The organism is Variovorax fucosicus (assembly GCF_030316825.1).
Taxonomy (GTDB): Bacteria; Pseudomonadota; Gammaproteobacteria; order Burkholderiales; family Burkholderiaceae_C; genus Variovorax; species Variovorax fucosicus.
Genome location: NZ_JASZYU010000001.1, coordinates 902,736 through 917,353, shown reverse-complemented (window position 1 = coordinate 917,353; position 14,618 = coordinate 902,736). Strand labels below are relative to the sequence as shown.

Genomic DNA, 14,618 nt, shown 5'->3' with positions numbered 1-14,618 from the left:
CACGAAACACGCGCCCATGAAAAAAGCCCCGCAGCTCGCGCTGCAGGGCCTTTTCGATGGGCTGAATTCGCCCCCTTCGTGGGGTGCCGCCGATCCGGCTTCGCCGGTCGGCAGGCACCGCCCCCGGTAGGGGGAAGGCGTAGCGGACACGAAGTGCCGCGCAGCCTGGGGGCGAGCCAGATTTACATCCCCATGCCGCCCATGCCGCCCATGCCACCCATGTCGGGCATGCCGCCGCCAGCGCCGGCTTCGTCCTTCGGTGCGTCGGCGACCATGGCTTCGGTCGTCAGCAGCAGCGAAGAAACCGATGCCGCGTTCTGCAGCGCGGTGCGGGTCACCTTGGTCGGATCCAGGATGCCCAGTTCGAGCATGTCGCCGTAGGTGTCGTTCTGGGCATTGAAGCCGTAGTTGCCCTTGCCGGCCAACACAGCGTTCACCACCACGGAGGCTTCGCCGCCGGCGTTGTTGACGATTTCGCGCAGGGGCGCTTCGACCGCCTTCAGCACCAGCTTGATGCCGGCGTCCTGGTCGGCGTTGTCGCCCTTGACCGAGTCGCCCACAGCTTGCTTGGCACGCAGCAGCGCCACGCCGCCGCCAGCCACAACGCCTTCTTCCACTGCAGCGCGGGTGGCGTGCAGGGCGTCTTCGACGCGGGCCTTCTTTTCCTTCATTTCGACTTCGGTGGCAGCGCCGACCTTGATCACGGCAACGCCGCCGGCCAGCTTGGCCACGCGCTCTTGCAGCTTTTCACGGTCGTAGTCGCTGGTCGCTTCTTCGATCTGGACGCGCACTTGCTTGACGCGGGCTTCGATGTCGCCAGCAGCACCAGCACCGTCGATGATGATGGTGTTTTCCTTGCCGACTTCGATGCGGGCAGCCTGGCCGAGGTCGGCCAGGGTCACCTTTTCGAGCGTCAGGCCGACTTCTTCGGCGATGACCTTGCCGCCCGTCAGGATGGCGATGTCTTCCAGCATGGCCTTGCGGCGGTCGCCGAAGCCCGGTGCCTTGACGGCCACAACCTTCAGGATGCCGCGGATCGTGTTCACGACCAGCGTAGCGAGGGCTTCGCCTTCGACTTCTTCAGCAATGATCAACAGCGGACGGCCCGACTTGGCGACTTGTTCCAGTGCGGGGAGCAGGTCACGGATGTTGCTGATCTTCTTGTCGTAGAGCAGAACAAACGGGTTTTCCAGAATCGCGGATTGCTTTTCGGGGTTGTTGATGAAGTAGGGCGACAGGTAGCCGCGGTCGAACTGCATGCCTTCGACGACGTCGAGTTCGCTGTCCAGGCTCTTGCCGTCTTCGACGGTGATCACGCCTTCCTTGCCGACCTTGTCCATCGCGTCAGCGATGAGCTTGCCGATGGTTTCGTCGCTGTTGGCCGAGATCGAGCCGACTTGAGCGATTTCCTTCGAGGTGGTGGTGGGCTTCGATGCCTTCTTCAGCTCGGCGACCAGGGCCGTGACAGCCTTGTCGATGCCGCGCTTCAGGTCCATCGGGTTCATGCCGGCCGCGACCAGCTTGAAACCTTCGCGAACGATGGCTTGGGCCAGCACGGTCGCGGTGGTGGTGCCGTCACCGGCGTTGTCCGAAGTCTTGGAGGCCACTTCCTTCACGAGCTGGGCGCCCATGTTCTGGAGCTTGTCCTTGAGTTCGATTTCCTTGGCGACGGACACACCGTCCTTGGTCACCGTGGGGGCGCCGAACGAACGTTCGAGCACCACGTTGCGGCCCTTGGGGCCCAGGGTCACTTTGACTGCGTTGGCCAGGATGTTGACACCCTCGACCATGCGCGCGCGGGCTTCACCGCCGAAGACTACGTCTTTTGCTGCCATGATGATTTACTCCGAATGGATTGAATGAAAGAGACAGGGAAAGGAGAGAAGGCTTACTTCTCGACGACTGCGAACAGGTCGTCTTCCTTCATCACCAGCAGCTCGTCGCCATCGACCTTGACGGTCTGGCCCGAGTACTTGCCGAACAGGACGCGGTCACCGACCTTGACGCTCATCGCGGCAAGCTCGCCCTTGTCGTTGCGCTTGCCCGGGCCGACGGCCAGCACTTCACCCTGATCGGGCTTTTCGGCGGCGGCGTCGGGGATGACGATGCCGGAGGCGGTCTTGGTTTCGCTGTCAATGCGCTTGACGATCACGCGATCGGCCAAAGGACGAAGTTTCATTGCATCTCCTGATAAGAAACGGGGGTTTTATAGTGGGCGCTGGCTCAAAGCCCGCGCCCGATCGACTGGAAGGGTGTTGTTAGCACTCATCTTCAGCGAGTGCTAATGATAAGGGCATTTCCCGCCGTTTCAAGGCCCGGGCGCTTCGCACGGCCGCTGGAAAGCGCGTACAGAAATCCGGTTGCACCGGCTTCTTCCGGGAGTTCACTCGGCTGTCATGCACGGCGCCTAACGTCCGCCTGCACCAACAACGAGGAGATTTCTCTTGAACAGACTGAAGAAAATCTGTACGGCCCTGCTCGGCATAGGCATGTTGTTCGCAGTTGCGACGACGGCCGCCGCGCACGAAGAAAACGCGCGGCGCCGCGCTGACAACGCGCCCCTGGTGATCGGCCACCGGGGAGGCGCCAACGGCTATCTGCCCGAGCACACCCTGGAAACCTATGCGCTCGGCATCTCGCTGGGTGCCGACTTCATCGAGCCCGACCTGGTCGCGACCAAGGACGGCCACCTGATCGCGCGCCACGAACCCAACCTGATCGACACCACCAACGTCAAGGAGCTGCCGCAGTTCGCCAGCCGCCGGCGAACCGTCATGCTGGACGGCGTCCCGACAGACGGCTTCTTTGCCAGCGACTTCACGCTGGCCGAGATCAAGCAGTTGCGCGCAGTCCAATCCTTCCCCGAGCGCGATCAGGCCTTCAACGGCAAGTTCCAGATTCCGACGCTTGCGGAGGTGATCGAGTTGGCCAAGCGCAAGTCCCGGGAGGAAGGGCGGCGCATCGGCATCTATCCGGAAACCAAGCATCCGACCTACCACCAGAGCATTGGCCTGCCACTGGAAGACCGGCTGTTGAACGTGCTCAGCGCCGCCGGATGGAATCACCGCAACGCCCCGGTGTTCATCCAGTCCTTCGAGACGGCCAACCTTCGCTACCTGCGCAGCAAGACCAGTGTGCGTTTGATCCAGCTGATCGATGCCAACGACGTGAAGCCCGACGGCTCGCTCGACCTCACCAAACCGTACGACAAGCCCTACGACTGGGTGGTGTCCAACCGCGACGGGCTGTTCAGCGACCTGGTGACGCCGCGCGGCCTGCAAGAGGTGAAGCGCTATGCCGATGGCATCGGCCCCTGGAAGCCGTACCTCATATCGAGTGCCTGCAAATCGGTGCAGGGCGGGGCATGCGTCGACGTGACGGGCGACGGTGTGGTCGACGAGCGCGATCGCGTGTTGCTGGCGCCAACCGATGTGATCGCGAATGCGCACAAGCTGGGGCTGCTGGTGCACCCCTATACGTTCCGAAGCGAGCAGAAACGCCTGACGGGCAGTTTCCAGGGCAATCCGGTCAACGAGTACCTCGCGTTCTACGAGGCGGGCGTGGATGGCCTGTTCAGCGACTTTGCCGACACCGCCGTCGCAGCGCGGGCCATGTTCCTGCTCAAGCACGATCCGGACTACGCCACCTGCCTGGTCAATTCGCGCAAGTGCGAACGCAACAATGATTGATGGTGGGCCGGCACGCGCCGGGCATCGCCGCTGCATCGGATTGGCGGCGGCGATGCTGGTCGTTGCCGCAGCCTCGCCAGCGGCGCGTGCTGAAGGCGGGCTGCCCGGATCGCCCAGAGCTGTCACTGAAACCGCTCCGGTCGCGTCGTCCCTGCCGCAGGGCAGCGGCGCATCGATGGCGGGGCCGGATGCGGCAACGGAAAATCCGGGTGGCGCGATCTTCAGTCCGTTTGCCGATCCATCCACGGCCAAGGTTTCTCGCCCGGACCAGGCCTCGCACAGTTCGGACTCCCGAGCGTCGGATTACAGCCTTGCGCTCATGGTGTCCGTCGTTGGCGTCGCGGCAATCGCCTGGCTTCTGTTGAAAGCCGTTTGAGCGTTCGCCGCAGGCAGTTGTCAGGTACCGACCACGCCGCCGTCGTTCTTGGTGATGACCACCGTGGCCGAGCGCGGCCGGCCGCCGCCGTCTGGCCACTTCGACACGGCCAACGGCTTGTCGGGGTCGCTGCGCTCGTTGGCTGGCTCGCCCGGGTGCTGCACGTTGATGAACAGACTCCTGAGGTCGGGCGTGGCCGTCAGGCCGGTGATCTCGCAGCCCGCCGGGCCCACCAGAAAGCGGCGGATTTCGCCCTTGGTGGGGTCGCAGGCCAGCATCTGGTTGTTGGGCAGGTTGCTGTACTCGCCCTTGCCCAGGGTGGAAGTGGACACGTCGGTCTGGATCCACAACACGCCGCGCGCATCGACCCTCAGGCCGTCGGGGCTGCCGAAGGTGTCGCCCTTGATGTTGCCTTGCGCCTCCCAGCGGCCTTGCTTGGGGTCGCCGGCCAGCACCAGGTGGTTCCAGGCGAACCTGGTGGCGTCCAGGTCGCCGGCTTCCTTCCAGCGGATGATCTGGCCCATGGTGTTGTTGACGCGCGGGTTGGCCGGATCCACGCCGGGCTGGCCCGAGGCACCGCGGTTGCTGTTGTTGGTGAGCGTGCAATACACCTCTTTGGTGATCGGGTCGACGGTGGTCCATTCGGGCCGATCCATCTTGGTTGCGCCCAGGGCGTCGCTGGCCTGGCGTGCCTTGATCAGCACGTCGCCCTGGCTGGCGAAGCCCTTGTCCGTGGTCAGCGGGCCCTTGCCCTGCGTGAGCGGCAGCCATTCGCCGGTGCCTTCGACATCGAAGCGCCCGACGTACAGCGTGCCGTGGTCCAGCAGCTCGCGGTTGGCGGCAAAGCCGCCCGGCTTGACGCGGTCGCGGCTGACGAACTTGTAGATGTATTCGAAGCGCGAGTCCTCGCCCATGTAGACCACCGCGCGGCCATCGGCCGTGAGCGCGGTGGCCGCGCCTTCATGCGCGGCGCGGCCCAGTGCGCTGCGTTTGATGGGCGTGGCTGTCGGATCCTGCGGATCGATCTCGACCACCCAGCCGAAGCGGTTGGATTCATTGGGATGCTTGGCAACGTCGAAGCGTTCTTCATGCTCGTGCCAGCGGTACTTGGCACCGTTGCCCTTGCGGATGCCCCAGCGGCGCTGGTGCGCATCGGGTTGTTCCACGCCCTCGAAGTAGTCGGCAAAGTTCTCTTCGCAGGTGAGGTATGTGCCCCAAGGCGTCTGGCCGTTGGAGCAATTGTTGAAGGTGCCCAGCGCACGCGTGCCTGTGGGGTCGGCGGCGGTCTTGAGCATCGCGTGGCCGGCCGCCGGGCCGGTGATGGTCATCGGCGTGGCCGCAGTGATGCGACGCGCGAACTTCGATGGAAGCACCTGCTTCCAGGCGTTGCCTTCGCGTTGAATCTCGATCACCGAGACACCGTGCGCGTTGATCGCCTTGCGCACTTTTTCGGCCGTCCAGGTCTTCATGCCGTCGACGTGCAGCAGACCGTCGTCCACATACTCGTGGTTCATCACCAGAATGCCGCGCTGCGAGGAGCCGTCGACCGGGAAGAAGGCCATGCCGTCGTGGTGCATGCCGGCCTGCAGCGCCTGCTCGGCCGCCGTGTTGGAGCCGTCGGGCCTGAAGGCCGGCATCTGGCCGGCAATGCCCACCGGGTCGCCCCAGCGGTACAGCACCTGGGCGCTGTAGCCCTCGGGCACGACCACATCGTCGATGGCCGCCATGGGAATGCTCTTGAAGCCGATGCTGCGGCCGAACGCGGCCATGTTGCCGCCACCGGTGCTGGCGCAGCCGGCCGCCAGCGGGCCCAGCAGGCCCGCCACCGTGGCCGCCAGACCGCCGCGCACGAAGATTCGGCGTGCCGGATCGGATACCTCATGAATGCTTGGATTGGCGCTCCGGTTGGAATCCTCCATCGTGGAAAAGTCTTTGGCCATGGCCTTCTCGTTTCGTCTTGTTGCAGTACGAATCCGATGTTCTGAAGGTCGCGTGAAAACGCGATGACAAAGCCGTGACGGGTGCCGGGGTCGTGGCAGCATGCGCAGGGCCGCGCCTTTGGGCGATCGGCCTCTGGAGTTCGCCAGGCAGCTTTCTCAGCTGCTCACAGCTGGTCGGTCGGCACGAACCACGAAAACAGCAGCAACTGCAGCCGGGTCAGCATGCTCGAATCGGGCTCGTCGTCCAGCACTTCGTTGGTCTCGTCGCCGGTGCCGACCCATTGCACGGTCTTGCCGTCGGGCTTGAGCACCACGCGATAGACGCCTTCGAGGTTGTCGAGCAGGTAGGCGTACAGCAGCGCCTGCGTCAGTTCATGGCTGCGCACGCTGACGCCGAACTCGGTGTTCAGCCGGGCCGAGCGCGGGTCGAGGTTCATCGAGCCGAGCAGCACCCATTCCCGGTCGATCAGGGCCAGCTTGGCATGCAGCCGGCCGCGCGCCTTCTTCAGCAGATCGCGGATTTGCCGGTTGCGCTTGAGCTGCTCGGTGCTGACCTCGTACAGCTCCACGCCGAGTTTCAGCAGGTCGATCCGGTAGCGGTTGTAGTTGATGTTGACCAGCGGTTCGTCGCTGTCGGCCAGCGAATTGGTGACCACGCTGATCTGCACGTTGCGCTCGCGCGCGGTGCGGATGCGCGCCATGCCGTCGTCGCCCGGAATGAAGTACGGCGACACGATCTGAACCTGCGTCGTGGCCAGCGCGAACATCGCATGCGATCGTTCGGCCAGCGTCACGGTGGCGCGGTTGCCGCCAAGCGCCTTGTCGGGGATGTCGGCCGATGCCTCGGCCCTGGCGCGCATCCATTCGAAGTTGCCGCCGGTCAGTTGCGTGCCGAGCGGCGGGTCGCCCAGGATGTCTGTGTCCGGCAGCGGATCGGGCGGCGGCGCGAAGCGCGGCGACGTGGCCTGCTCGAAATCCGCGGCGAGTTGTTCGGGTGCTTCGTTGCTCGCCGAGACGCGGCCCAGCGGATACACGACCTCGCTATTCCAGTAGGTGTCGAAGATCGCGGCGCTCTCGGCCACCACCGGCCCGGCCATCAGCACTTCGAAATCGATGAAGTTGGCGCTGTCGCTGCGCAGGAAATACTCGTCCGCGAGGTTGCGGCCGCCCGCGATCGCGATGGCGCCATCGGCCACGAACAGCTTGTTGTGCATGCGGTGGTTGAGGCGGCTGAAGTTCGCGAAGAAGTCGATCCAGCGCGTGGTCGAACGACTGCGGCCGTTCACGAACGGGTTGAAAAGGCGCACCTCGACGTTCTTTTCGACCGAGAGGCCCTGGAGCAGGGGGTCGAGGCCGGTCGTGTAGAAATCGTCGAGCAGCAGCCGCACGCGCACGCCGCGCCGGGCGGCATCGCGCAGCTCGCGCAGGATCAGCCGGCCGGTCTTGTCGTTGCCGAGCTGGTAGGTCTGCACGTCAAGCGAACTCTGCGCGCGCCGCATCAGCTCGAGCCGGGCGTCGAGCGCGAAGTTGGCCTGGATCAGCGGGCGCAGGCCCGAGAGCCCGTCGTGCGCCGTCGTGTCCAGCTTCTGCGCCGTCCGGCCCAGCTCGGTCTGGCTCGACGCCGCGATGAAGTGCACCGGCGGCTCGGGTGTACGCGGCGGCAGGCCGGCACAGGCCGTCAGCAGGCCGGCGAGCATCAGCATGGCGCAGCGCAACAGCAGCAGGGTGGGGAGGCGTTGCGCCATGGAGCGAGGAAAAGACCGGCAGGGTTTGGCGAGGCGCCCGATCGTAGCGGCGCCGCAGCATCTTGGGCGAGCCGTGCAAACCCTTTTCTTCGGTCTCCGCGATTGCATTCAGATTCCATTCATGAATAGAATGCGAATAGTTCTCAATTGCATGAAGAAGCAGGATCCGGATGATGATGTTTTCGACGCGGCACAGGGTCGCTTCGTGGCTGGCAGGTTGCCTTGCCATCTACGTGCACCAGCAGGTGCTGGCGCAGGCGACCCCCGAGGCGGCGTTGCCGGAAATCCGGGTCAACGCCAGCGTCGAAGCGGAAACCGCGACTTCGCCCGTGATCGGCTACCGCGCCAAAAACGCCGCCACGGCGACCAAGACCGATACGCCGCTGGCCGAAACGCCGCAGTCGGTGACCGTGATCACGCGCGACCAGATGGTCGACCAGGGCGCCACCAACCTGCAGGACGCGCTCGGCTACGCCGCCGGGGTGCGATCCGACGCCTATGGCCTGGATGCCCGCACCGATTCGGTTCGCGTTCGCGGCGCCTATCCCGACGTCTACCTTGACGGCCTGCGCCAGGCCTACGGCTACTACACCAGCACCACGCGCACCGAGCCTTACACGCTGGAGCGGCTCGAAGTGCTGCGCGGGCCGTCAGGCATGCTGTTCGGCGCCGGCACGGCGGCCGGCGTGGTCAACATGGTCAGCAAGCGGCCGCTGCTCGAGACGCAGCGCGAGGTCGGCGTGCAGTTCGGCAGCTTCGGCCGCAAACAGATCCAGGCCGACCTGACCGGCGCCCTGACCGCGGACGGCACCTGGTCGTATCGCCTGATCGCGCTGACGCGCAAGTCCGATACGCAGGTCGACTTCGTGCCCGACGACCGCAGTCTGCTGGCGCCATCGCTCACCTGGCGACCCAACGCGTCGACCTCGCTGACCCTGCAGGGCCTCTGGCAAAAAGACAAGAGCGGCACCACCTCGCAGTTCCTGCCCTGGGAGGGCACGATCTACCCGAACCCCAATGGCCGGCTGCCGGCGAGCCGCTTCATCGGCGAGCCGGGCGACTACTACGACAGCGAGCGCAAGACCTTCGGCTGGCTGTTCGAGCACAAGTTCAACGACAGCTGGACGGTGCGCCAGAACTTCCGTGTGGCGCACAACGAAAACGACAACCGCTACCACTACGGAGACGCGTTCTCGGTGCCGGGCGGCTGGGCGGCCGATCCGATCTTCAAGCGCGTGCTGGGCCGCTACAACGACAGCTCGCTCACGCGCAACCGCACCACCACGCTCGACAACCATGTCGAGGGCCATTTCGACACCGGTGCCTTGCGCCACACGCTGCTGGTCGGCGCGGACTTTGCGCGCCAGAAGGAGAACGTCTGGGGCGGCTCTACCTACAGCGAGATCGATGCCTACGCGCCGGTCTACGGCAACCTGCAGGATCCCGTGCGCGAAGCCTATCCGCGCACGCGTCAGAAGCAGAATGGCCTGTACCTGCAAGACCAGATGAAGCTCGGCAACTGGATCTTCGTGGCCGGCCTGCGCCACGACCGCGCGACCAGCAGCGCCGAGGGCAGCGATGACGAGGACAGCAAGGCCACCACCAAGCGCTTCGGCTTGATGTACGCCATGCCGTCGGGCTGGTCGCCGTACCTGAGTTATGCCGAGTCGTTCACGCCGCAGTCGCCGCGCGAGGGCCGCATCTTCAAGCCGTTGCGCGGCGAGCAGTGGGAAGTCGGTGTTAAGTACGAGCCGAAAGAGCGGGGCCTGGCCTTCAGCGCCGCGCTCTACGACCTGCGCGAGAAGAACCAGATCGTCGAACTGCAGCCGCAGGTGTTCAGCCAGCTCGGCGCCACGCGCACCAGGGGACTGGAGCTGGAAGCCAAGGGCTCGGTCACGCGCGAGCTCGACATCGTGGCGCACTACAACTACATCGACGCCGATGCACAGATCGAGGGTCTGCCGAAGCACCAGGCCAGCCTGTGGGCCAAGTACCGCTTTGCGATCGCGGGAATGCCCGGCTTCTCGGCCGGCGCCGGTGTGCGCTGGATGGGGGCCTTCCGCGACCTGCAGGCCGGCACCGGCCCGCGGATCCCGAGCGTGGCGCTGTTCGACGCGGTGTTCGCCTACGAGACGCCGCAGTGGCGCTACGCCATCAACATCAACAACCTGACCGACAAGGTGTACTTCAGCACCTGCCTGTCGCGCGGCGACTGCTGGTACGGCGCACGCCGCAACGTGGTGGCCAGCGCGACCTACCGGTTCTAGAAAATGAACAGCAAGAAGATCAAGTCCTGGGCCTGGGTGCACAAGTGGAGCAGCCTGGTGTGCACCGTGTTCATGTTGCTGCTCTGCATCACGGGGCTGCCGCTGATTTTTCACCACGAGATCGGGCACCTGCTCGGCACCGAGGTCGAGGCGCCGAAGATGCCGGCCGGCACGCCGCGCGCGAGCCTGGACCGCGTGCTCGAGGTCGCGCAGGCACGCCATCCCGATCGCGTGGTGCAGTTCGTGTCGCAGCCCGAGGACGACGACGGCCTGTGGTTCGTCACGCTCACGCCGACGCCGGCGCCCACGGACGATTTCAAGTCGGTCGCGGTCGATGCGCGCACCGGCGCTGTGCTGGCGCAGCCGAAGTTCGACGAAGGCTTCATGTATGTGATGTTCAAGCTGCACGTCGACCTGTTCGCGGGGCTCCCGGGCAAGCTGTTTCTCGGCTTCATGGGCCTGCTGCTGCTGGTGGCGATCGTCTCCGGCGTGGTGCTGTACGCGCCGTTCATGCGCAAGCTCGAGTTCGGCACGGTCCGGCGCGAGAAGCGGCCACGCCTCAAGTGGCTGGATCTGCACAACCTGCTGGGCATCGTGACGCTGGTGTGGGCGCTGGTGGTCGGTGCCACCGGCATGATCAACACCTGGGCCGACCTGGTGATCAAGTACTGGCAGTACGACCAGCTCAGCGCGCTGCTGGCACCCTACAAGGGCCAGCCGACGGTGCCCCAGGCCGAACGCGGCTCGGTGCAGCGCTCGCTCGATGTGGCGATGGCGCGCGCGCCGGGCATGAAGGTGTCGTTCATCGCCTTCCCCGGCACGGCGTTCTCGAGCCCGCACCACAACACCGTGTTCCTGCGCGGCAACGAGCCCTTCACCGCGCGGCTGCTGCAGCCGGTGCTGGTCGATGCCAAGACCACCGCGGTCACGGCGGCGCCTAAGCTGCCGTGGTACCTCACGGCATTGCTGGTGTCGCAGCCGCTGCACTTCGGCGACTACGGCGGCATGCCGATGCAGATCCTCTGGGCGCTGCTCGACATCGCCACCATCATCGTGCTGGGCAGCGGGCTGTACCTCTGGCTCAAGAAAGGCAAGGCGGCATCGACGGCCCCGTCGACGGCGGCGGTCGTGGCCGCATGAGGCCGCGCCACGCGTTCGCGCGCCTCTGGGGCTGGCCGATCCTGCTGGGCCTGCTCACGCTGGTAGGGCTGGTGTCGGCCCTGTTCAGCGACGGTGGTTTCGGCGATGTGCTGGCGTGGCTCACGCTCTGCGTGCCGGTCGCGGTCGGTGGCTGGTACGGCTGGGGCCGGCGCAGCCGCTGAGATTTTCGGGGCCCCCAGAGGCTCCTGGCGGCAGAATCGTCGCGATGAAGAGTTCCTTCGCCGCCCTCTGCCTGCTGCTGGCCGCGCCGTGGACGGCGCGGGCCCAGGACGCGGCGGTGCCGACGCTGCGCGAAATCACGGTCACCACGCCGCGCGGCGAAGTGCGGCCGTTCGAGGTCGCCGGTTCGGTCGACCGTGTCGAGGGCGAAGACATGCGCGAGGGCCGCCTGCAGGTGAACCTGTCCGAAAGCCTGGGCGGCGTGCCGGGGCTGCAGGTGCAGAACCGCCAGAACTATGCGCAGGATCTGCAGCTCTCGGTACGCGGCTTCGGCGCGCGATCGACCTTCGGGGTGCGCGGCGTGCGGCTGTACGTCGACGGCATCCCGGCCACGCTGCCCGACGGCCAGGGCCAGACCTCCAACATCGACATCGGCTCGGTGAGCCGTGTCGAGATCCTGCGCGGGCCGTTCTCGGCGCTCTACGGCAACTCGTCGGGCGGCGTGCTGCAGGCGTTCACCGAAAGCGGCGAGGGCGCGCCCAAGCTCGGCTACTCGTTCGCGAGCGGCAGCGACGGCACCATGCGGCAAGGCGCGAAGGCTTCCGGCGCGAACGGATCCATCGACTACCTGCTGAGCGCCAGCCGGTTCCATACCGACGGCTATCGGGATCACAGCGAGGCGCATCGCCGCATTGCCAACGGCAAGCTCGGCATTCGGCTGGACGACGACAGCCGGCTCACGCTGATCGTCAACAGCGTGCAACTGCGCGCGCAGGATCCGCTGGGCCTGACGGCCGAACAGGTGCGGGCCGATCGGCGCGGCGCCGCGTTGGCGGATCAGTACGACACCCGCAAGACGGTGGATCAGTCGCAGCTCGGCCTTTTGTACGAACGTCGCCTGGATGCGGACAACGACCTGCGGCTGATGGTCTACGGCGGCGAGCGCAAGACCACGCAGTTCCAGGCGATCCCGGTAGCGGCTCAGGCCAGTCCGCTGCAGGCCGGTGGTGTGATCGGCCTCGAGCGCAGCTACACCGGCGTCGACGCGCGCTGGACGGCGCGGATGCAACTGGCCGGCCGTCCGTTCGAGCTCGTCACCGGGCTCGCGCACGACACGTTGCAGGAGCGGCGCCGCGGCTACGAAAACTACCTTGGCAGCGCCGCCGCGCCATGGCTCGGCGTGCCGGGCCGCTTGCGGCGCAACGAGCACAACGAGGTGTCGAACGTCGATCCCTATCTGCAGGCCACCTGGCGCCTGGCCGAGCGCTGGACGCTCGAGGCCGGTCTGCGCCACAGCAGCGTGCGCTTCGATTCGCAGGATCGCTATGTGTTCGGCCGCAACGGCGACGACAGCGGCACCGCGAACTACCGCAAGGCGCTGCCGGTGGCAGCGCTGCGCTATGCGGCGACGCCGGATCTGAACCTGTATGTCACCGCGGGCCGCGGCTTCGAGACGCCGACGCTGAACGAGCTCTCGTACCGCTCGGGCGGACTGGCCGGCCTCAATTTCGCGCTGAAGCCATCGGTCAACGAGAGCGTCGAGGTCGGTGCCAAGGCGCGGCTGGCGGGTGGGTTGCTCACTGCCGCCCTGTTCCAGACCCGTACCGCCGACGAGATCGTCACCGACACCAACGTAGGCGGCCGGGCCACCTTTCAGAACGCGGGCCGCACGCGGCGCGAGGGTTTCGAGCTGGGCTGGCTGCACGAGACGGCAAGCCATTGGCGCACGCAGATTGCCTACACCCGGCTCGACGCGCGCTACCGCGACGCCTTCTGCTCCCCGTCACCCTGTGGCGCGGGCAACGCGGTCGCTGCGGGCAACCGCATTCCGGGCATTGCGCGGCAATCGCTGTTCGCATCGTTCGGCCATGTGCCGCCCGACGGCTGGCGCGCGGGGGCGGAACTGCGCGCGCTGTCGCGCATCCTGGCCAACGATGCCAACAGCGCTAGCGCCGCGGGGTACGCGGTGGCGGCGCTGTACGCGGGCTACGTGAAGCGCTGGGAACGCTGGGAGGTCAACGCGTTCGCGCGCATCGACAACCTGTTCGACCGCCGCACCGTCGGCTCGGTGATCGTCAACGAGGGCAATGCACGCTACTTCGAACCCGCGCCGGGCCGCACCTGGACGGTGGGCGCGGGCGCCGCGTACCGGTTCTGAAGTTGGCGCCGCCGGGCGCTCAACTCAACTCTGCTTGAGCTTGAGCAGATAGATCATCACGCCGGCCATCGAGATGTCGAGATCCAGAAAGCCGGCGAAGTTCTTGCCTTCCATCCAGGAGGCGTCCCAGTTGCTGCGTTTGATCGCCTTGTGCCAGGCGTCGTGCGCTACGCCCCGGCGTACCGCTTCGAGCAGCACGTCCGCGGCGGCCGGCGGAACGCCCTTGCCGGTGAAAACGCCGCGCCAGTTGGCGAGGTCGGCGTCGACGCCTTGCTCGCGGATGGACGGTATGCCAAGGAACGGCCGCTTCGACGACACGCCGATCGCGCGCAGCTTGCCGCTGGCGATGCTGTCGCTGAACTCGCTGTAGCCCGAAATGCCGACGGCTGCCTTGCCCGATAGCAGCGCCTCCACGACCTGTGCGCCGCCCGGATAGGGCTGGTAGGTGAGATCGGCGGCCTTGCCGGCAACGCGGGCCAACATGCCGGCGTACACATGGTCGACGCCGCCCGCCGAGCCCCCGGCAACGGGCGTGCTGCCGGGCTCCGTGCGCAAACGGTTGATCAGGTCCTTGGGCGCCTGGATGGCGGAGTCGGTGCGCACCGCGACCACTTCGTAGTCGCTGGTCAATCGCGCCACCGGTTGCACCGCCCGCATGTCAACGACGCTTTTTTGCAACGCGACCGCGCCCACCATGACCATGCCGCTCATCAGCAGGGTATCGGGGGCGGCGTTGTATTTCTGGACGTATTGGGCGAGGCCGATGGTGCCGCCCTTGCCGCCGACGTTCTCATAGCTGACCTGGGCCACTGCGCCGGAGGCAAGCATTGCGGCGCCGAGCGCGCGGCCGGTCTGATCCCAGCCGCCGCCTTCGTTGGCAGGAATGACGATCCGGAGGTTCCCTAGGACGGGCGGGGACGCTTGCGCCCATGCGGCGGGCATGGCGGCACCGAGCGCGCCCGTTGCCATCCACTGCATCCAGTTCCGGCGGGTCGGGAGGCAGCCGGGTTCCGAGGCCTCGCCCGCGCCACGGGCAGTGAAAAGCAGGTCAAGATGATTCACAAATGTATCTTTTTGTTTCAGTATCAGGTGGCGAATCCTGACTGGTCGCTCGTGCGACTAC

At 66.2% G+C, this 14,618-nt stretch carries 11 protein-coding genes; 6 read left to right on the top strand and 5 right to left on the bottom strand.

Annotated elements, in window-relative coordinates; all coding sequences use genetic code 11:
* Nucleotides 1-182 precede the first annotated feature (182 nt).
* Both groL and groES read right to left on the bottom strand, forming a co-directional pair.
* Nucleotides 183-1,835, bottom strand: coding sequence for a chaperonin GroEL (gene groL / locus QTI05_RS04335; RefSeq protein ID WP_286541845.1), 1,653 nt, complete (start codon nt 1,833-1,835; stop codon nt 183-185).
* 53 nt (nt 1,836-1,888) lie between these two features.
* Nucleotides 1,889-2,179 carry a co-chaperone GroES gene (gene groES / locus QTI05_RS04330; RefSeq protein WP_286541846.1) on the bottom strand — a complete coding sequence of 97 codons (291 nt, stop codon included), beginning with the start codon at nt 2,177-2,179 and terminating at the stop codon, nt 1,889-1,891.
* Between the two features lie 265 nt (nt 2,180-2,444).
* Between groES and QTI05_RS04325 the strand changes: the two genes are divergently transcribed.
* Complete coding sequence (locus QTI05_RS04325) at nt 2,445-3,689, top strand: glycerophosphodiester phosphodiesterase (RefSeq protein ID WP_286541847.1); 1,245 nt, start codon at nt 2,445-2,447, stop codon at nt 3,687-3,689.
* Nucleotides 3,690-3,741: 52 nt separating this feature from the next.
* Entirely contained in the window at nt 3,742-4,065 is a 324-nt protein-coding gene (locus tag QTI05_RS04320; RefSeq protein WP_286623037.1) for a hypothetical protein, read from the top strand.
* 20 nt (nt 4,066-4,085) lie between these two features.
* Here QTI05_RS04320 and QTI05_RS04315 read toward each other — a convergent pair whose 3' ends face one another.
* Together QTI05_RS04315 and QTI05_RS04310 are read right to left on the bottom strand one after the other, a co-directional pair.
* Entirely contained in the window at nt 4,086-6,005 is a 1,920-nt protein-coding gene (locus tag QTI05_RS04315) for a PhoX family protein (protein ID WP_286623035.1), read from the bottom strand.
* Nucleotides 6,006-6,169: 164 nt separating this feature from the next.
* Nucleotides 6,170-7,750: a phospholipase D family protein gene (locus QTI05_RS04310; RefSeq protein WP_286623034.1), complete on the bottom strand. Its 1,581-nt coding sequence runs from the start codon at nt 7,748-7,750 to the stop codon at nt 6,170-6,172.
* A gap of 170 nt (nt 7,751-7,920) precedes the next feature.
* Between QTI05_RS04310 and QTI05_RS04305 the strand changes: the two genes are divergently transcribed.
* From QTI05_RS04305 to QTI05_RS04290, 4 genes are read left to right on the top strand one after another with little or no spacing between them, the layout of a single operon-like run.
* Nucleotides 7,921-10,017, top strand: a complete 2,097-nt coding sequence (locus QTI05_RS04305) for a TonB-dependent siderophore receptor (RefSeq protein WP_286657784.1) — start codon at nt 7,921-7,923, stop codon at nt 10,015-10,017.
* Between the two features lie 3 nt (nt 10,018-10,020).
* On the top strand, nt 10,021-11,157 hold the full coding sequence (locus QTI05_RS04300; protein WP_286541852.1) for a PepSY-associated TM helix domain-containing protein: 1,137 nt from the start codon (nt 10,021-10,023) through the stop codon (nt 11,155-11,157).
* Entirely contained in the window at nt 11,154-11,339 is a 186-nt protein-coding gene (locus QTI05_RS04295; RefSeq protein ID WP_286541853.1) for a hypothetical protein, read from the top strand. The genes QTI05_RS04300 and QTI05_RS04295 overlap by 4 nt, the downstream gene beginning before the upstream one ends.
* A 44-nt stretch (nt 11,340-11,383) precedes the next feature.
* Nucleotides 11,384-13,495, top strand: coding sequence for a TonB-dependent receptor family protein (locus tag QTI05_RS04290; protein ID WP_286623032.1), 2,112 nt, complete (start codon nt 11,384-11,386; stop codon nt 13,493-13,495).
* A 24-nt stretch (nt 13,496-13,519) separates the two neighbouring features.
* Here QTI05_RS04290 and QTI05_RS04285 read toward each other — a convergent pair whose 3' ends face one another.
* Entirely contained in the window at nt 13,520-14,473 is a 954-nt protein-coding gene (locus QTI05_RS04285; protein WP_444812886.1) for a Bug family tripartite tricarboxylate transporter substrate binding protein, read from the bottom strand.
* Nucleotides 14,474-14,618: the final 145 nt, after the last annotated feature.